Raw genomic sequence first — 18,877 nt, 5'->3', positions numbered from 1 at the left:
AAAAGGAGGAAAATAAATGCGTTATCAAACCTATGTGCTGCACTTGATTGATGGAACCGCCATCCCAATGGTGGAGGATTACGACCTGCCCGCTGAAAAGGGAATTGTGGGCACTTCTCCAAAGCAGCCCCAGACGAGATTTTTACCGTGGGCGACCGGCTGCTGGGCTTTGCCTATATACCCAAGAGCAGCATTGTTTACCTGGAAACCGGCGATGTGATTGTGAGGTGATATTTTGGAAGTCAAGATCAACCGGGAAATCCGCAACTACACCGAATCCATGTTTTTCGGGCTGAGTATGCGGCAGTTCATCTTTTCTGTCCTCGCCTGCAGCGTGGCCGTGGGCCTTTACTTTATCCTGCGCCCCTACTTTGGGGTGGAAACCCTGTCCTGGATGTGCATTTTGGGGGCGGCCCCCTTTGCCATGCTGGGGTTCATCACCTATCACGGTATGACGGCGGAACAATTTATCTGGGCGTGGCTGCGCTCGGAAATGCTGGAGCCGAAGGAGTTTAAGTTCGAGGACAGCAACTACTACTATGCGGCCCTGAAAGATACCATCGAGGAGCTGCAAACCGGGCGGCCCGGCAAGAAGCGCCGGAAGGAGCCGAAACACTTTAGCAAACGGAAGGAGGCCAAGCATGATTAAGACCATCAAAACCATGTCCAAGCAGGAAAAGGAGCGTTACACCGTCCCCCGGAAGGTGCAGGATGTGATCCCCGTCCGCCGTATCTGGCCGGACGGCATCTTCCTTGTGGGGAACAAGTTCTCCAAAACCTATAAATTCAGCGACATCAACTATCTGGTGGCCAGCCGCGAGGACAAGGAATCCATGTTCCTCACCTATTCGGAGCTGCTCAATTCCCTGGATTCCGGTGCGGTGACGAAAATCACCATCAATAACCGCCGTATGAATCAGGCCAACTTTGAAACGTCCATCCTCATGCCCATGCAGGGGGATTTCCGGGATGAGTACCGGGGGGAATATAACCAAATGCTGCTGGATAAAGCCACCGGAGCCAACGGCATTATGCAGGAAAAGTATATCACCATCTCCGTGGTGAAGAAGGATATTGAGGAGGCCCGCGCCTATTTTTCTCGTGTGGGAGCCGACCTGATTTCCCACTTTGCGGCCCTTGGCTCCAAGTGCGTGGAGCTGGACGCCACCGAGCGCCTGCGTATCCTGCACGACTTCTACCGCCAAGGCGAGGAATCCGAGTTTGTTTTCAATGCCCGTGAGATGATGAAGCGGGGCCACAGCTTCAAGGACTATATCTGCCCGGACGGGATCGAAAAAAAGAGCGACTATCTGAAGCTGGGCGGCAAGTTCTGCCGGGTGCTGTTCCTCAAAGACTACGCCTCTTATATTAAGGATAACATGGTGACGGAGCTTACCGATTTCAACCGAAATCTGATGTTCTCCATCGACATTGTGCCGGTTCCCACGGATGAGGCCGTGCGGGAGGTGGAAAACCGCCTGCTGGGTGTGGAAACCAACATCACCAACTGGCAGCGCCGCCAGAACGCCAACAACAACTTCTCTGCTGTGGTCCCCTACGATATGGAATTGCAGCGCAAGGAAAGCAAGGAGTTTTTGGATGACCTCACCACCCGCGACCAGAGGATGATGTTCGCGGTGATGACCCTGGCCATCACCGCCGACACCAAGGAGCAGCTTGACAGCGATACCGAAGCGGTGCTTTCCGTGGCGCGAAAGCACATGTGCCAGCTTGCGGTGCTCAAGTTCCAGCAGCTTGATGGCCTGAACACCGCCCTGCCCATCGGGGTGCGGAAAATCAACGCCTTCCGTACCCTCACCACGGAATCCCTGGCCGTATTCATCCCCTTCAAGGTCCAGGAGATCCAGGATAAGGGCGGCATTTACTTTGGAGAGAACGCCATTTCCCACAACCTCATCATGTGCAACAAGGCGAACCTTTTGAACCAGTCGGCCTTCCTGCTGGGCGTCCCCGGCGCGGGCAAGTCCTTCAGCGCCAAGGAGCTGATCGCGTTTCTTATGCTCCACCCAGATTACGCAAATGACGACATCCTGATCTGTGACCCGGAGGGAGAATTTGGCGCACTCGTCAAAGCCCTGGGCCGGGAGAAAGCGACGGTGGCCCATCTGGTGGCAGGCGGCAAGGACCGCCTCAACGCCATGTATATGGTGGAGGGCTACGGTGAGCAAAACCCCATCGTGGAAAAGAGCCAGTTTGTCATGTCCCTCATCGAGCAGATCGACAAGCGCGGCGTGGGGCCGCAGCATAAATCCATCATCGACCGCTGCACCGCCCTGGTGTACCCGGAGGCGGAGAATGCCGGGAGGGTGGCTACCCTCTGCGACCTGCGTCAAAAACTGCTGGAGCAGCCGGAGGATAAGGCCAGGGAGATCGCCCTTTCCCTGGAGCTTTACACCACCGGTTCCCTGGACATCTTTGGCCGGGAAAGCACGGTGGATTTGAACAAGCCCTATGTGGTGTTCGACATCCACGGCCTGGGCGAGCAGCTAAAGCCTGCCGGTTCCCTGGTCATCACCGATACGATCCTCAACCGCGTCACCCTCAACTGGAAACGGGGCAAGCGCACCCATGTGTTCATCGACGAGTTCCATGTGATGTTTGAGAATGAGCAAAGCGGCATTTTCTTTAATTCCGCATGGAGGCAGTTTAGAAAGCGTGGGGCCTACCCGACTGCTATCACCCAGAACGTGGAGTACCTTTTGGATTCCGTCCAGGCCAGCACCATGCTCTCTAACTCGGAGTTTATCGTCATGCTGAACCAGGCGGCGTCCGACCGGGCAAAGCTGGCGAAGCTCCTCAATATCTCCAACGAGCAGATGAGCTATGTCACCAATGCGGACGCTGGCTGCGGCCTCATCCGGTATGGCAGCGCCCTGGTGCCGTTCATCAACCGATTCCCCCGTGACACCAAGCTCTATGCCCTGATGACGACCAAGCCCGGTGAAGGCGTATTCGGCGGCGAGGAGGTGCCGGTATGAGCAATCTTCGCTTTGCGTCCCCGGAACACCGGGATTTCTTTTTGGATATGATGAGCGAGGCTCGGAGGAACGACTGTTACCACCGGGCCTTTTTCTATGTGATGGGGATTGCCCCGGAAACGCGGTCAAACATCCGCCAGATGTTTGACTTCAAGCAGGACTGTATCGAGCCGGATGGTATGCACGGCGGCTGGCAGACCAGCGGCACCGTCCGGGTGTGCCGCCTTGCTTTTAATCTCTGGAACGGCTATACCGACCCGGAGCACAGCAACGCCTATTCCCCGGAGGATTTGTTCTGCTGCGAGTTCGCCCCCTACTTTATGGAAGGCGTGAAAATCCGTTACCCGAAATACTGCCGGGAGCTGCCCCCTGTAAGAAAGCAGGCGGAACCGGCGCGATGATACGTTTGAGAATGGAGGAATGAACAATGGCTGAACCGGCTCTTACGTTGCGGGACCACCCGCAGATCATAGACCTGATTTCCGTTCTGGAACAGAGCGGGCTTCAAAAGCAGAAGGAAGAAGTACAGGCCCTGGTGGGCTATATCGACGGTATGGAAGAAAAGCTGTCCCAGATGATGGACGAAATGAAGGAAATGCGCCTGGAGGTGGGCAAGCTCCACGACAAGGGAATCCGCGCACGGTGCTCCCAGCTTGCGGACACTGTGGAGGGTAAAGTCCGCCAGACCAAAGTGATGGTTTCCACGGCAAAGGAAAACCTCATTTCATCTGCAAAGCAGATGGTGCAGACCTTCCGGGAAAAAGGGCGCTCTGCCCTGTGCCATGCGGCCCAGGCCCTGCACATCCCCTCAGTTCTTTCCCGGATGGGACGGGGCTTTGCCCATTCGGAAAAAAGCATGGGGCAACTCGCTGTGAGACTGGACTCCATGCGGGAAGAATTGCACCAGGCGGGTGGCCACATCAAAAACGCCGGGCTTGCCCTTACGGGAAAGGAACCCCAGGAAAGCAAGGAATTATCTGCGGATAAGGGTGTGCTTGCCAAGCTGCGGAGCTTTGTGCTGTCTTGCGGCAAGGTGTTTTCGGAAATGGAACGCGACATGGCGCTCACGGTGGAGCGAATCAATGGCGGGCGCTCATCGGTGAAAACCGAACTGCAGGGGTTGAGATCGGCCCAGGCCGGGCAGCGCCGCCAAGCGGCCAGCAAGGAACAGGCACGATAAGTACAGGAGGGTGAAATATGAGTGACAAAGTGAAAAGCAGACTGATGATCGCTGGGGCGGCCTTTTGTGCCGCCCTGTTCCTTTTCTCCGGGGCTATGTTGGCCCGCGAATATCTGGACCAAAAGCAAAGCGCCGAAGCCTTTGACGAGGTGGCCGGGCTGGTCAAGGAAGATGTGGAGTTGCCCGCGCTGGAGCTGGCCGATGACCCGGCCCAGGAGCCGGAAGAACTCACGGCTTTTGAAAAGTATGCGGATGTGTACGCCAAGAACAGCGATTTGGTGGGCTGGATTTCTATTCCCGGCACCCGGATTGATTATCCCGTCATGCAGACCAAGGATAACCCCAACTTCTATCTGAAGCACGCTTTTGATAAGTCGTACAGCAGCTATGGGGTGCCCTATATGCAGGAAAACTGCGACGTCGGCATTTCCGACAATCTGATGCTGTACGGCCATCACATGAACAACGGCAGTATGTTCTCCGATCTGTGCAAGTACGAGAGTGAGGATTTCTACCAGGACCACAAGACCATTCATTTTGATACGCTGGACAGCTTTGGCGAGTATGAGGTAATCGCCGCATTTAAGACGGTGGCCTACTCAGAGCAAGGCTTCAAGTATTACCACTTCGTCCGGGCCGAACAGGAAGAAGATTTTGACGAGTTTATTGCCAAGTGCAAGGAACTGGCGCTCTATGACACGGGCGTGACTGCGGAATACGGCGACCAGCTCATTACCCTTTCCACCTGCGAGTATTCCCGAACCAACGGGCGGATGGTGGTTGTCGCCAAGCTGCTGGAGGAATAAGGGCGGCCCCGCCCGGGGAAGGAGGTGAAGCCCATGGGCAAGGGTATAAAAACAAGAGTTTCTGCGAAAAAAGGCATTAAAGCGATTGATAAAGCGGCGGTTGCTTCTGAACGGATGAAGGAGGCATATATCCGCACCAAGGATAAGGCCGACCACAGCCTGTATGCGGAGGAAAGCTCTCCTGGTGAATATGCGTCCGACCGCCTTTCCGCTGGGGTGGATAACGTCACCCATGAAGCGGTTCACCAGTTTGATAAACAGGGCCGCAGAGGGGTTCAGACGACTAAGGAGAATATCTCCCAGCTCAAGGAGAAAATCCAAAAGCGGAAAGCCGCAGCCGAACAGCTGAAAAAACAAGCGGAGAAACAGGCGGCTCAGCAGGCTGGGCAGCCCGCCACACGCTGGAGTGGCCGTCAGGCAGCCGATACGGTTTCCGAGCCGGCCAAGGCGGTCCGTCAGGAGCGCGGGGCCATCAAGACCCTGGACCGCGGCAAGAAAGGCATTAAGACAGTGGACAGGGGCCGAAAAAACATCAAGCAGGCTTCTTCCACGGCCAAGGGAACCATAAAAACCACCAGCAAATCCATTAAGACGGCGGAAAAGACTGCCAAGGCCAGTATCAAGACCAGCCAACAGGCGGCTAAAGCTGCCCAGCGGACTGCCCAGGCCACGGCGCGGGCGGCCAGGGCTGCAGCTCATGCCGCCCGCATAGCGGCTCGAACTGCGGTAGTTGCGGCAAAGGCAGCGGTCAAGGCTACGGTTGCGGCGGTGAAAGCCATCATTGCAGCCACCAAGGCGCTGATTGCCGCCATCGCTGCCGGGGGCTGGATCGCCGTGCTGGTAATTATTGTAATCTGCCTCATCGGTATGATTATCGGCTCCTGCTTTGGGATTTTCTTTTCCGGCGAGGATTCCGGCACCGGGCAGACCATGCAGACTGCTGTACAGGAGATCAATACAGATTACCAGGAGAACCTGGATGAGATCAAGACGTCCCACAGCTATGATGTGTTGGAGATGTCCGGTTCCCGCGCTGTGTGGAAAGAGGTATTGGCGGTTTACGCCGTCAAAACCACCACCGATTCGGACAACGCCCAGGAAGTGGCCACCATGGATGATGAGAAGCTAGAGCTGTTAAAGGACATCTTCTGGCAGATGAATGAGATCTCGTCCAGCACGTCCACCCAGACGGAAACAGTGATTGAAACATCCGATGACGGCAACGGCAATATCGTGGAAACGGAAACCACGGTCACGCAAACCTATCTGTATATCACTGTCAGCCACAAGACTGCGGAGGAAATGGCCAACCAGTTCGGCTTTAACGAGGACCAGCGGGAACAGATGGCGGAACTTTTAGCCGATGAGAACAATTCCCTTTGGTCCCAGGTGCTTTACGGCATTACCGGAGGGGATGGCGAAATCGTCACGGTGGCGCTCTCCCAGGTGGGCAATGTTGGCGGCGAACCGTACTGGAGCTGGTACGGCTTTGGCAGTCGTGTGGAATGGTGCGCCTGCTTTGTAAGCTGGTGCGCCAATGAGTGCGGTTATATCGAAGCCGGCGTGATCCCGAAGTTTGCGGCCTGCGCGTCCCAGGGTGTTCCCTGGTTCCAGGAGCGTGGGCTGTGGCAGGATAACAGCTATGAGCCGCGCCCCGGCGACATCATCTTTTTTGACTGGGATGATGGAGGCCAAGACGGTTCTTCCGACCATGTGGGGATTGTGGAGAAGGTGGAGAATGGCCGCGTCTACACCGTGGAGGGCAACTCTGGCGACTCCGTGCGACAGAACAGCTATCCCGTGGGATACTATGAGATTTACGGGTATGGCACACCTGCCTGTTAACAGCTCCAAAAAAGAAGAAGCCCAGCCGCACAGGCGGCTGGGTACATAATGATAATAACAAAAGCATCGTCCCCTTGACAGCAAGACAAAAATATGCTATTCTGATTTTGGTTTGATAATTAGATTATCTTAAATAAAGCGATTATCAGAGAAGGGAGAAAATATTTTGAGTTACTGTTCCGACTTGACAAGAGAGCGAATTATGGAATGTGCGAAAGTGGAATTCCTAAAAAAAGGCTTTCAGGCAACGCAGCTTAAAGATATTGTTACCGCTGCAAAGGTTACAACAGGTGCAATATATCGACATTTTAAGGATAAAGAAGCGTTGTTTTTTGCCTTAATCGAAGATGTTTACCATTATACATTAGATTTTCTGGATAATGCAGAACCTTACGATAAAGTTGGAATTAGAGAAGCTATTGAAAGGGATTCTGTTGAAGCGTCATATGTTCAGGCAATGACATATGTCAACTATATGTACGAGCATTTGGAGGAATTTCAACTCTTGCTGAAATGCAGCAAAGGTTCTCGCGTCGAAAACTTTATAGAAGAAATTACAATTCAATATACGAAACAGAATGCCCTATTTGTAAAGGCGGCATATGAAGCGGGATATGCGAAATGTCTGCCAAACGATATAGAAATACACATTTTGACGCATGGATATATTACTGCACTATGTGAGTGTGTTTTGCACGATGTTCCTTATAAAAAGGCGGAGGATTATGTAAAAAATATCATAAAATTCCAGCACTATGGCTGGTATGGTGTATTAGGGCTTCCACTAAAATAAGTGGCTTTTGCCATTTATTTTTTGCCAAATAATTAGTTTTCGCTAACCTATTTAAGGAGGATTTTTCATGAAGAAAAAAACGAAACCTGGAGCAATTCAGCAATTGTTGAGTTATGCAGGAAATAATAAAAAGCAACTATATCTTTCAACCTTTCTTGCAACGCTGGGCGAACTATTCGGGATGGCCCCCTTTATTACAGTGTCATTATTAGTCGCGGAACTATTTAACAAAACAGCTACTATTCAAAATGTATGTATCTTGTTTGCAGTCGCTTTGGGCGGGCAAATATTAAAACTGTGGCTTACATATCAATCCTCTTTTATGTCGCATAAGGCTACATATAAAATATTGAAAAATATCCGTAGCAAAATCGCAGATAAAATGCTTCGGGTTCCAATGGGCGTCATGTTGGATACGCCGACCGGAAATTTCAAAAATTTGATGGCAGATACAGTTTCAAAATTAGAGGATTCGATGGCTCATTTTATGCCTGAAATAACCTCTAATGTAGTGGCTCCCCTATGCTGTATACTACTGGTATTTATTCTTGACTGGCGCATGGGATTAGCTGCATTGATTACAATTCCCCTCGGACTTTTGGGTTACATTGGAATGATGAACGATTATGTGAATAAAAGTACCACTTATATGAAATCACAAAATGCGATGAACAGTACGCTGGTTGAGTATGTAAATGGTATAGAGGTTATTAAGGCATTTAATCAAGGAAGTGCTTCTTATAGTAAATTTACAGGTGCAATTAACTTCTTCCATGACAGTACTCTGGCATGGTGGAAGCAGAGTTGGCTTTGGTCAGCAGTCATTCAGGCTGTAATGCCGACAACATTGTTGGGAACGCTTCCGATTGGCGCATGGCTTTATATGACTGGAACATTACCATTATCAGATTTTATCACTTGCATTATCCTTCCTATTGGATTTATTGCCCCGCTTATGCGAGTAGGAAAATATTCTGAACAATTTAATATGGTGAAAGCCTGCCTCGATCAAATACGGGATTTTATTGAAAAACCGGAACTGAAACGTCCAGAAAAAAATGTTGCACTGGATGAAACAGCCTATCGCTTTGAAAATGTTTCTTTCGCTTATAACGAGACGGAAGTTCTGAAGAATGTATCCTTTGAAATCAAACCAGGTACTGTTTCAGCAATTGTCGGCCCTTCCGGTTCCGGAAAATCAACGATTGCAAAACTCATGGCTGGTTTTTGGGACGCCACAAAAGGAAAAGTTATTTTTGGCGGAAAGAATATTAAAGAGATTCCTTTCGCACAGTTGATGGGTGAAGTCAGTTATGTTGCACAGGACAATTTTCTGTTCGATGAAAGTATCCGTGAAAACATCCGGCTCGGAAAACCGGATGCGACAGACGATGAGGTGGTAGCTGCTGCAAAAGCTGCCTGCTGTCATGAGTTTATTGTAAAGTTGGAAAACGGATATGATACAAATGCCGGAGACGCAGGAGGAAAACTTTCTGGCGGAGAACGTCAGCGAATTACTATCGCAAGGGCAATTCTAAAAAATGCAAGAGTAATTATTCTTGATGAGGCCACGGCCTATGCTGATCCAGAAAATGAGTATCTCATTCAAAACGCTATCAGTAAACTTGTAAAAGGAAAAACCCTCATCGTAGTAGCTCATCGTCTTGCGACCATCCAGAAGGCTGATCAAATCCTTGTGGTGGAAAATGGAAAGATTGTTGGCTGCGGCAGGCAGGAAGAGCTTTTATCAGAATGCCCACTTTATCAAAGATTATGGAGTGATTATGTGAGTTCAGCTGATCAAGTGGAAGGAGGGACATTTTAATATGTTTTCAATTATAAAAAGGATTTTACGGTTATCTGGGAAATATCGTCCCCGTGTAATTGCCGGACTGATCTTCAATGCTCTGAAATCCTGCTGCGCCGCCTTTGTATTTTTTGCTGTGCTATTGGTAATGTTGAATATCGAACACTTAACAGAGACTGTCATTTTACAGGCATTTGGAATTGTTGCACTTAGTGTTTTGGGCCGCTTTTTGTTTCAGTACCTAAGCGATGTGCTAATGAGTGCGTCTGGATATGAGATTTTCCGGGAAAAGCGTCTTGAGATTGGAAATCAGCTCAAAAGGGCACCAATGGGCTATTTTACAGAAAATAATCTCGGCACCGTACAAACAGTATTGACAACAACAATTTCCGATCTGGAAGGGAATTGTATGCTTGCACTAACATTTTTGGTAGGAGGTTTTGTACAGGCGCTTGCCATGACGCTAATGTTGGGTATATTTTGCTGGCAGATTGGGTTTTTGGCTTTAACAGGAATTTTAGCGGGAATTCTTGTACTGGGCCAGATAAAAAAGCGGGCCGGCGCGCATACGGAAGATATGCAAAATGCTCAGGAATTGTTGGTGGGAAGTGCATTAGAATACATAAAAGGCATTTCTGTTCTGCGCATATTCGGAAAAGGCAAAGAAGGAAAAGGAAAAGTGGATCAAGCCTTTGAAAATAAGTGTCGCAGCGATATAGCGGTTACAATTTCTACTGCCGGAATTATGAAGCTGTATGAAGCCGTATTTAAGATTACAAGTTGCCTGTTATTTTTATTGTCAGCTTTGCTCTATTTGTGGGGAGTTATCACATTGCCCTATTGCCTTTTATTTATCATCTGTGCATTTTTAATGTTCATGGAATTGGAATTGATGAATGACGGGGCCTTTTTGAGTAAAATGCTCGCTACGCAGTTGGATCGGCTGGATTTCATCTCAGATATACCGGTTTTAGATGGAGACGGAAAGGATATTGTCCTGAAATCATATGAGATTGAACTGAAAGATGTTATTTTCGCTTATGACAGCCGTCCGGTTTTAGATGGAATCACCTTGAAAATCCCACAGAACTCTACTTGTGCTATCGTTGGGCCGTCAGGTTCAGGGAAAACAACTTTGTGTAATATGATTGCAAGATTTTGGGACGTAAATTCTGGAAGTGTTAAAATTGGAGGACACGATGTAAAAGAATTTACTTGTGATAGCCTTTTATCATATGTAAGTATGGTATTCCAAAAGGTGTATCTGTTTAATGATACGATTGAAAATAACATCAAATTCGGAAAACCTAACGCGACCCATGCGGAGGTGGTAGAGGCCGCTAAAAGGGCCCGCTGCCATGATTTTATAGAGGCGCTCCCACAAGGCTATGAAACAATGATAGGAGAAGCAGGTTCCACTTTGTCTGGGGGAGAAAAACAGAGAATTTCAATAGCAAGGGCGATATTGAAAGACGCGCCCATCGTTATTTTGGATGAAGCGACATCCAGCGTAGACCCGGAAAATGAAAAAGCTCTTTTGGACGCAATTTTTGAATTGACGAAAAATAAAACACTAATTTCTATCGCTCACAGGTTGTCTACTGTTCGGACGGCAGATCAAATTATTGTCATTGATCAAGGCCATATTGTTCAAAAGGGAACCCATAAGGAATTAGCAGAAAAAGAAGGGATTTATCGTACTTTTTTGAAGTGCAGGGAGAAATCCATCAGTTGGAAGCTATGAGGTGTGTTGCCATGAAAAAACAATTTCCAATTATATCTTTTGAACATGCCTCTTTTCAGTATGAAGGACAGTCTCAGGAAAGTCTAAAGGATGTAAAGCTTATCATAAAATCGGGAGAATTTCTTGTTATTACTGGGCAGAGCGGATGTGGAAAGACCACATTAACCAGGTGTATCAATAATTTGATTCCCCGCTTTTTTGAAGGCAGATTATCCGGCGAAGTCATTGTATTGGGACGTTCCATAAAAGAATCGGACGCCGGTGAGGCTGGCAAAGAGATTGCTTCAATTTTTCAAGATCCCCGCAGTCAATTTTTTACTACAAACAGTTCCAGCGAAGTTGCATTTGCCTGCGAAAACTATGGAATTCCACATAAAGAAATCGTTAAACGTGTTAACAGCGCCTTTCAGTCACTGAATATGGAGAACCTAAAAGACAGAGATATTTTTGCCCTGTCCAGTGGAGAAAGGCAAAAAGTTGCTTTTCTCGCAGCGACTACTCTTAATCCACAAATTTATGTTCTGGATGAGCCTTCGGCTAATTTAGACATTCATACAATCTTACAGGTAAGAGAGATTCTTTCTGCTTTGAAAGCCGCTGGACACACGATTATTGTTTCAGAACACAGATTGTTTTACTTATACGGACTCGCAGATCGCTTTTTAATTATGGAGGATGGTCAAATCTGCGAAGAATTAACAGGTGAGGAAATGGCAGAATTATCTGCTGTCCAAATGCACAACAGAAGGCTTCGCCCGTTAAATTTGGATTTAATACAAATAGAAAGGAAAGAATCTATTTGCCGCTCGGAAGTATTTCTCCAAATTAGAAATTTGAGCTTTTCGCATAAAGCCATGCCGGAACTTCTTCACAACATTTCATTAGAAGCCTACAAAGGCGAAACGATTGCCTTGATTGGAGAAAATGGTTGCGGGAAAACAACATTGGGGAAAATCTTGTCTGGCTTGATTCGCTGCCGCCAAGGTGCGTTTTACATTGATGGAAAGAATGTGAAGCAACAAAAATTATCCGACTATGTGTACTTTGTTATGCAGGAGGCAGATCACCAGCTTTATACAGACAGTGTGACGGAGGAATTGAGGTTAGGAAACAAAAGGATTCCAAGCATAGATGAAAAAGTGTCTCAAATTTTGAAAATGCTCCATCTGGAAAACTTCAAAGACTGCCATCCGTATGCTTTATCAGGCGGTCAAAAACAGAGACTGACAATAGGAGCGGCAATGCTTTCGGAAAAACCAATCATCGTTTTGGATGAACCAACAAGCGGGTTAGACTGGGATAATATGTGCGCTGTTGCCAATGCTGTTAATTATATGCGTGAGGCTGGAAAGCTGGTCTTTATTATTACGCATGATCTGGAGTTTATCAGCCTGACCGCCTCGCGCGCTTTGCTTTTGAAGGAAGGGATTATTAAAGATGATTTACAAATGACGGAACAAAACAATTTCAAAATCGTAAAGAATTTTATGGTGGAGGAAGGTGGTGAATAAATTGAGAAAGCATGGAGTATATTACGATTCTCGCATAAAACTTCTGTTGATTCTATTGACATCAGCTTTGGCGTTTGCTTTGGGTGGAGGCTTAACAGGCTTGTTACTCTTTGGCGTCGTTTGCCTGTTTGCTTTGCTAAGTGGACTTTGGAAAACAAGTATCAAAGTTGCAATAGTTTATATAGTTCTGCTTATGTTGGCGCAAGTCCTTCCAATTCATTTATCTTCCGTGATAACATTCTTTTTACTAAGAATTTTGACTATTGCACTTGCTTTGAATATTCTATTTCAGACTACGGAAATATCGGAATTGATAGCAGCGCTTCAGGCAAGTCATATCCCTCAAGCAATTGTGATACCAGTGGCTATCATATTGAGATTTCTTCCATCTTTGAAACAAGATGTGCTTTATATAAAACAAGGGATGAAAACGAGGGGCGTGGGATTGTCTTTTTGGAGAATAGTAAGTCATCCGGCGCAGACATACGAAGGCTTTTTAGTCCCTATACTTATGCGCCTTCTGATGACGGCGACAGAATTATCCGCATCAGCGGAAACGCGAGGCATCAGCTATCCTTGTGAAAAAACTCACTATATATTAGTTGATTTCCGCTTAAGAGATAGTATTTTGTTGATAGGTATGCTTGCTCTTTTTGCGGTTATCATATGGACATCGTTCCAACCAATATCATTTTAAGGAGGATTTATTTCATGCAAACCGAAAACAAAAAAGGATTTCAAGTAAAGGATTTGATCGTCACAGCTCTTTTATCTTTGTGCGCACTTGTTATCTATATCATTTGTGCGTTCCTATCTTTTTCTCCCTACACGATGTTAGTGGTAAGTCCATTGTGGTCATTATTGGCAGCTATTACATATTTCCTTGTAGCAGCTAAGACTAAGAAACCGTGGGCACTGTTCATTTTTTGTGCGGTAACAGGCATTTATGGATTTTATCCGCCCATGATAATTTGCTGCATTATTGCTGGCATTATTTCTGCGTTGATCGCGTGGAAAACAGGTTGCACTAATGGAAAAACACTTACGTTCAGTTATATCATTTATATGGTTTTAGCAGCATTCAGTGGTACATATATTCCCTTCTTGTTTTTCTCAAATCAAACACTTGAGCAGTATGCGGGAATGTTTGGCGAAAGTTATTTGGGAATTTTGCAAACGTTAGTATCACCTGTAACAGCTATCATAATGCTTGTCGTTGTTGCAATTTGCGCCTTTGTTGGCGCGCTCATCGCTAAGAAACTGCTCAAGAAGCATTTCAAAAAAGCAGGTATGGTGTAAATGAAGTAATTATATGTGTCAGAAGGAGGTGTACCATTATGCCCTTAACATCATCTATGGAGGACTATTTAGAGGCAGTTTTAATAGTAGCTAAAAAACAAATTGAGGTGCGCTCTGTTGATATAGCTCGACAATTAAATGTTAGCAAACCAAGCGTCTGGCGGGCAATGACTGTCCTAAAAGATGGTGGTTTCCTTACAATGGATGATCACAGTTTTCTTTTACTCACAGATTTAGGACAAGAAACAGCCAAGAAAATCTATGAGCGTCACTGTTTTTTTACTGAACAGCTTATCGCCGCAGGTATTGACCCCAAGACTGCGGAGGCCGACGCCTGCCGGATTGAACACAACATCAGCGACGAAAGTTTCTCACGGCTGAAAGAGACAGCAACACAGAAACAAGATTAACCTGGATAAATTTTTAATGGCTAACTTATGGGAGGAAAAATGAAGATTAAATAGAAAAGACACGCCGACGGGCTTGCAGAGTAGCAAGTCCTCAGCCATGTCTTGGAAACAAGAGAATGGAGGTGGTTCCCATGCAGCAAACAGAATGGGTTTATTGTCCCGTCTGCGGGAATAAAACCCGTGATCGAATCAGGGAGGATACGGTTTTAATCAATTATCCTCTCTACTGCCCGAAGTGCAAACGAAAGAGCTTGATTCAGGCGAAACAGCTACACATCGTTGTCATCAAAGAGCCAGACGCATAGACGCAGAGCCGATGAACCCGTGAGAATTTCCCACGGACATCGGCTCTTTTTCACTCTTTGGGCTGGCTATCCAAGGCCGCTCTAACTGTCGCCTTGATGATCTGCATAGAACGCTCATCGCAGTTATACAGCATACGGACAAGGCTTTCCATTTCAGAATCCTCAATCTTCTTTTCCGGGAAGAAAATCTGATCGGGTAAAATGGACAGCTCCCGAATCAGCTTGTACAGGATGTCGTAGCTGGGCTTTTTGCCTTCGTTCTCGATACGATATATAAATCTCTCGCCTACTCCGACCTTGGCTGCCAGATCTTCGACCGTAATATCTGCTTTCATGCGGGCATTCTTGATGATCTCGCCAAGCATTTCATGTTCATTCTGCACTTTCAGTTCACCTCTCCTTCTATTTTACGGATTTATGCCAGATTTATAATGGCATAGCAGTTCAAATTTTAGAGAACTGATAGTGCGGATAAAAGTGAACTGACCAGGATCGTATAACTGGCCCTGTCAATAAAAAAAACGAGGCTTTGGCAGGTTGGTTTGTCATGCCCATCCCTCCAGACCACGTTTTGGCCTGGAGGGATATTTCATGCGTTGGTCATCCTTCGCACCGCTGCTTATTAGAAGCAGCGAGTATGATTCTATGTCGTAGGCCGCCTGCTTGACGGTGTACGGTCAAAAAAACTTCCCGTTTTTCAGCGGGATACTATGCCCTTCGCACTGAACCATCATGCCATGATTTATACGAACTAAAAAGAAACGCACTTGCTGTTTGGGGGAATACCCCATTCTGCAGGTGCGTTTTTCAATATAGAGAAACCCCATTTTCACGTTGTAGGGGACCGCCGGCCAGTCTGAATTTCTCGCAATTCAGACTGATCGGAGGGAAAACAGCGTGGACGCTGATAAAAAAAGAATATGGATTCGCGGCCAATTTGTCGAGGTCACGGATGAAGTGTACCGGGCCTATATGCAGGGCGACCGGAAAATGCGCTATTTTGAGAACGATTTGAAAACCGAGCGGTTCGTTCTCGGAAAGGAGGGCCAAGTGGTGCAGATCATCCCCAGCCGCGAAGATTCTTTGGACCGGCTGGTGGATGAAAATGCCCGGCAATTCTCCGATGAGCAGGAAAGCGTGGAGAGCGTGGTGCTCCACAAGCTGGAAGTGGACAGGCTACATACCGCGCTTTCCCTGCTTACCCCAGAAGAACGTGCGCTGATCCAGGCATTATTCTTTGATGAGCGCAAGGAGAGCGAGCTGGCGGTGGAACTCGGCATTTCTCAGCCCGCCGTTTATAAGAGGAAAATGAAAATCCTCAAAAAGCTAAAAATTTTTCTGGAAAAATAAGTTTTAGCGGTTATAGAACCTCTCACCCAACGGCAAATAGGGTGAGAGGTTCTTTTTATGGCCTCATGGCACCTTGAAAACTGCATACCCATTCATCAGGCACATTCCCGCTGCTTTGGCGAAAGCCAAAGCCCAGGTAGCGGCTGCGCAGTGATCTGCCGGGAGAAAACAACGAGACACCACCGAAAAAAGAGATTGTAGGTCTTTGGTTTGTTCTTCCAGGCAAGGAGCGAGAAACAGCAGGCTGCCAGTACCGGGCGGCTCCCGGTACGGCCATAACCAGCAGCGGGGACAATGATACTCCCGTCCAGCCTAACGTCCGAGCGTTGAAGCGGTTTGCCGCCGTGATCCGTCGCAGGCAATGGGGGCGGTTGCGTGAGAACCACGCGAGGGGTGAGATTCCCCGTGGAGCTGGCAAGCCGCCAGCCGTTTGATGACTTCCCACCCGGTGCTTCGGGGCGTCGAGGACAAATAGGAGCACCTTTGAAATACGGGCCGTACAGCAGGACGGGCCAATGAAAACAGGAGGATTGTTTTATCTCTCCCTGGCCTTCATTCTGTTCTGCTGTCCGGCTCTACATAGGCGGCACCTGCCGCCTGCATTTCAAAGGGAGGTCATAGACATGAATAAGACATATCTGCGCGGCGATATGTACTATGCCGATCTGGGCCGGGGAATCGGCTCCGAACAGGAAGGGTATCGCCCTGTCCTTATTATTCAGAACGATACTGGAAACAAGCACAGCCCCACGGTCATTGTGGCAGCCATATCCAGCAAAGTGGACGCCAAGGCCAAGCTGCCCACTCATTACCTTCTCAAAGCAGAGAACGGCCTGGAGCTGCCTTCTCTGGTGCTGATGGAGCAGCTCCGCACCATTGATAAAAGACGGCTGGAAACGTACATCGGACATCTGGAGGAACAGCATATCCGCCGGCTCAACCGCGCTCTGGCAGTCAGCGTGGGATTGATTGAAGAAACGTCGAAAAATTTAATCATGTGCCTTTGTCCGGCCTGTGCCAATAACTTCTACGGCACAGGCTCTTATTATTTGCGCCGGGTCCACCCTGGCCGGGTGGAAAAGGACATCTGCACCTACTGCGGCCAGCGGCCCGGTTTTGATTATGAAGTAGTAAAAAAGAAGGAAAGGAAGTGAAGATTGGATATGGAAAAGCTGATTACTCGTAAGGAGGCGGCAAAACTGTTGGGAATCAGCCTTGCCACCTTGGATGAAGCCAGAAACAGCGGTTTGATTTCCTATATTCAATATGTACCGAATGGGTGCGTATATTTCACTTCTGCCTACCTTCAGGAATATGTTGCTAAATGCACCTATCGGGCAAAACCTGTGGAAAAGAAAGCAACCTACCGAAATGTGCGAGGAAACAAATCGCACCTTTGAGCAAATCGTGCGGTTTTGGTAAAACAAAGATACAACACCGATTGCATTTGGAGGTAGAAAAATGGCAGCAAAAAGAAAACGAATTCCCAGGTACAGCAAAGTCCAGATAAATGGGCATGAGTATTACAAAACAGATATTGAGGACGCAGATGGCAAACGGGTGATTCTTTACGGAAAAACCCGCGAGGAAGTTTACGACAAGGAAATGGCGGCTCTTGAGCAAATCGACAACGCCACATTCCGGCGTAAATCCCCCACGGTCGCCGAGTATTGTGAAAAGTGGCTTCTGATGCAGTCCGTCCATATCCGTGCCACCACATTGATTGATTATACATCCAAGGTGCGGCGGCATATTATCAAGGAGCTGGGTGAGAAACGAATGGCCGATGTAACCCTGGATGACATCCAGGTTGCCCTTGTGCCAGTCTCTAAAAAGTCGGCTTCAGTATATAAGTCCGTGGTAATCCTCTACAAGTCTATTTTCCGGGCGGCCAAGGAGAGCCATGTGATTGATACAAACCCGACGATATACCTTGAGGCAAAAGGCGGAGGCGTTCCGCAGGAGGAGCGGCAGGCTTTGACGGATGAACAGGTAGAACGGCTTTTGGACGCCATTCGTGGGTTGCCGCCCTATGTATTTGTGATGATTGGCCTGTATGCCGGGCTGCGGCGGGAAGAAATCCTTGCACTGCAATGGGATTCGGTATATCTGGATACAGATGCGCCGTATTTGACGGTCCGGCGGGCGTGGCACACGGAACATAATAGGCCGGTCATTCTCACAGAGTTAAAAACGAAGGCTGCGGAGCGGAATATCCCTCTCCCGGATCGTTTGGCAGAGTGCTTGAAAGCGGCAAAGAAAAAATCGACATCAGACTATGTAATTGCCAACCAGGATGGAGAGCCGTTGTCTTATACGCAGTTTAAGCGGCTTTGGCAGTATATCGTGACACGGACAGCAAAACCGAGGATAGCTCGCAAACTTGTGGACGGGAAATATGTGAAGTATATGCTTTACCCGAAGCTGGGTGAAAAAGCACGGAACAATGGTCATGTGGTATATAGCTTGGATTTTGAGGTTACGCCACACATGCTTCGTCATACCTACATCACAAATTTGATTCATGCTTCGGTAGACCCGAAAACAGTTCAATACTTGGCTGGCCATGAGAGCAGTAAGATCACGATGGACATTTATGCGAAGGTAAAGTACAACAAGCCGGAGCAACTGGCAGGAGTTTTAAGCGGAGCCTTTGCAGAATGGGATGGCGGTGAATACGAAGCGGCACAATAATTTGACGGAAAACGTACAAAGGGCGGGGAGTGTTCCCCGCCCTTTGCGTTTCCCAGAATCGCACCTTTGATAGAGCCATGATTTTTCAGTATAAAGAAGGTATCGGCGCTGAAATACATATTAAATAGAAAGGA

20 protein-coding genes are annotated in these 18,877 nt (G+C 47.9%); 19 read left to right on the top strand and 1 reads right to left on the bottom strand.

What is annotated here, in order from left to right; genetic code table 11:
* Nucleotides 1–16: 16 nt before the first annotated feature.
* The 15 genes from ACLTX1_RS01815 (at nucleotide 17) to ACLTX1_RS01745 (ending at nucleotide 14,699) form a co-directional block, all read left to right on the top strand.
* Nucleotides 17–220, top strand: a complete 204-nt coding sequence (locus tag ACLTX1_RS01815; protein ID WP_055271107.1) for a hypothetical protein — start codon at nucleotides 17–19, stop codon at nucleotides 218–220.
* Nucleotides 221–235: 15 nt separating this feature from the next.
* Complete coding sequence (locus tag ACLTX1_RS01810) at nucleotides 236–649, top strand: PrgI family protein (RefSeq protein ID WP_055271109.1); 414 nt, start codon at nucleotides 236–238, stop codon at nucleotides 647–649.
* Nucleotides 642–2,999 (top strand): VirB4-like conjugal transfer ATPase, CD1110 family, encoded by a 2,358-nt coding sequence (locus tag ACLTX1_RS01805; RefSeq protein WP_081459203.1) that lies wholly within the window; start codon nucleotides 642–644, stop codon nucleotides 2,997–2,999. The genes ACLTX1_RS01810 and ACLTX1_RS01805 overlap by 8 nt, the downstream gene beginning before the upstream one ends.
* Nucleotides 2,996–3,400: a DUF6075 family protein gene (locus ACLTX1_RS01800; RefSeq protein ID WP_081459202.1), complete on the top strand. Its 405-nt coding sequence runs from the start codon at nucleotides 2,996–2,998 to the stop codon at nucleotides 3,398–3,400. Before ACLTX1_RS01805 ends, ACLTX1_RS01800 begins: the two co-directional genes overlap by 4 nt.
* Before the next feature lie 26 nt (nucleotides 3,401–3,426).
* A complete protein-coding gene (locus ACLTX1_RS01795; RefSeq protein WP_105205004.1) occupies nucleotides 3,427–4,179 on the top strand; it encodes a DUF6674 family protein in 753 nt (250 codons plus the stop codon).
* 17 nt (nucleotides 4,180–4,196) lie between these two features.
* Nucleotides 4,197–4,985: a class B sortase gene (srtB, locus tag ACLTX1_RS01790; protein WP_015535510.1), complete on the top strand. Its 789-nt coding sequence runs from the start codon at nucleotides 4,197–4,199 to the stop codon at nucleotides 4,983–4,985.
* 33 nt (nucleotides 4,986–5,018) lie between these two features.
* Complete coding sequence (locus tag ACLTX1_RS01785; RefSeq protein WP_205506669.1) at nucleotides 5,019–6,830, top strand: CHAP domain-containing protein; 1,812 nt, start codon at nucleotides 5,019–5,021, stop codon at nucleotides 6,828–6,830.
* A 202-nt stretch (nucleotides 6,831–7,032) separates the two neighbouring features.
* The gene (locus ACLTX1_RS01780) at nucleotides 7,033–7,623 is read left to right on the top strand and encodes a TetR/AcrR family transcriptional regulator (RefSeq protein ID WP_015535507.1); all 591 of its coding nucleotides are present in this window, start codon (nucleotides 7,033–7,035) and stop codon (nucleotides 7,621–7,623) included.
* A gap of 67 nt (nucleotides 7,624–7,690) precedes the next feature.
* A complete protein-coding gene (locus ACLTX1_RS01775; protein WP_015535506.1) occupies nucleotides 7,691–9,448 on the top strand; it encodes an ABC transporter ATP-binding protein in 1,758 nt (585 codons plus the stop codon).
* A gap of 1 nt (nucleotide 9,449) precedes the next feature.
* Nucleotides 9,450–11,174, top strand: coding sequence for an ABC transporter ATP-binding protein (locus ACLTX1_RS01770; protein WP_015535505.1), 1,725 nt, complete (start codon nucleotides 9,450–9,452; stop codon nucleotides 11,172–11,174).
* 11 nt (nucleotides 11,175–11,185) lie between these two features.
* Complete coding sequence (locus ACLTX1_RS01765) at nucleotides 11,186–12,685, top strand: ABC transporter ATP-binding protein (protein WP_044932501.1); 1,500 nt, start codon at nucleotides 11,186–11,188, stop codon at nucleotides 12,683–12,685.
* Nucleotides 12,678–13,382 (top strand): energy-coupling factor transporter transmembrane component T family protein, encoded by a 705-nt coding sequence (locus ACLTX1_RS01760; RefSeq protein WP_044932499.1) that lies wholly within the window; start codon nucleotides 12,678–12,680, stop codon nucleotides 13,380–13,382. The genes ACLTX1_RS01765 and ACLTX1_RS01760 overlap by 8 nt, the downstream gene beginning before the upstream one ends.
* 14 nt (nucleotides 13,383–13,396) lie before the next feature.
* Nucleotides 13,397–13,984 carry an MptD family putative ECF transporter S component gene (locus ACLTX1_RS01755; protein ID WP_015535504.1) on the top strand — a complete coding sequence of 196 codons (588 nt, stop codon included), beginning with the start codon at nucleotides 13,397–13,399 and terminating at the stop codon, nucleotides 13,982–13,984.
* Between the two features lie 38 nt (nucleotides 13,985–14,022).
* Nucleotides 14,023–14,394, top strand: coding sequence for a metal-dependent transcriptional regulator (locus ACLTX1_RS01750; RefSeq protein ID WP_015535503.1), 372 nt, complete (start codon nucleotides 14,023–14,025; stop codon nucleotides 14,392–14,394).
* 131 nt (nucleotides 14,395–14,525) lie between these two features.
* Nucleotides 14,526–14,699 carry a cysteine-rich KTR domain-containing protein gene (locus tag ACLTX1_RS01745; RefSeq protein ID WP_015535502.1) on the top strand — a complete coding sequence of 58 codons (174 nt, stop codon included), beginning with the start codon at nucleotides 14,526–14,528 and terminating at the stop codon, nucleotides 14,697–14,699.
* 50 nt (nucleotides 14,700–14,749) lie between these two features.
* Here the strand turns inward: ACLTX1_RS01745 and ACLTX1_RS01740 are convergent, their stop codons facing one another.
* On the bottom strand, nucleotides 14,750–15,082 hold the full coding sequence (locus tag ACLTX1_RS01740) for a helix-turn-helix domain-containing protein (protein ID WP_049940538.1): 333 nt from the start codon (nucleotides 15,080–15,082) through the stop codon (nucleotides 14,750–14,752).
* A gap of 514 nt (nucleotides 15,083–15,596) precedes the next feature.
* Here ACLTX1_RS01740 and ACLTX1_RS01735 point away from each other — a divergent pair.
* The 4 genes from ACLTX1_RS01735 (at nucleotide 15,597) to ACLTX1_RS01720 (ending at nucleotide 18,743) form a co-directional block, all read left to right on the top strand.
* Complete coding sequence (locus ACLTX1_RS01735; RefSeq protein ID WP_044932497.1) at nucleotides 15,597–16,049, top strand: RNA polymerase sigma factor; 453 nt, start codon at nucleotides 15,597–15,599, stop codon at nucleotides 16,047–16,049.
* 623 nt (nucleotides 16,050–16,672) lie between these two features.
* A complete protein-coding gene (locus tag ACLTX1_RS01730) occupies nucleotides 16,673–17,203 on the top strand; it encodes a type II toxin-antitoxin system PemK/MazF family toxin (protein WP_015535501.1) in 531 nt (176 codons plus the stop codon).
* 9 nt (nucleotides 17,204–17,212) lie between these two features.
* Nucleotides 17,213–17,449 (top strand): helix-turn-helix domain-containing protein, encoded by a 237-nt coding sequence (locus ACLTX1_RS01725; protein ID WP_044933357.1) that lies wholly within the window; start codon nucleotides 17,213–17,215, stop codon nucleotides 17,447–17,449.
* A 61-nt stretch (nucleotides 17,450–17,510) separates the two neighbouring features.
* On the top strand, nucleotides 17,511–18,743 hold the full coding sequence (locus ACLTX1_RS01720; RefSeq protein ID WP_015535500.1) for a tyrosine-type recombinase/integrase: 1,233 nt from the start codon (nucleotides 17,511–17,513) through the stop codon (nucleotides 18,741–18,743).
* The last annotated feature ends 134 nt before the right edge of the window (nucleotides 18,744–18,877 follow it).

The organism is Hominenteromicrobium sp., from assembly GCF_046974225.1.
GTDB lineage: Bacteria > Bacillota > Clostridia > Oscillospirales > Acutalibacteraceae > Hominenteromicrobium > Hominenteromicrobium mulieris.
The sequence above is the reverse complement of the archived record's forward strand: the minus strand, read 5'-3'. Positions and strand labels throughout refer to the sequence as shown.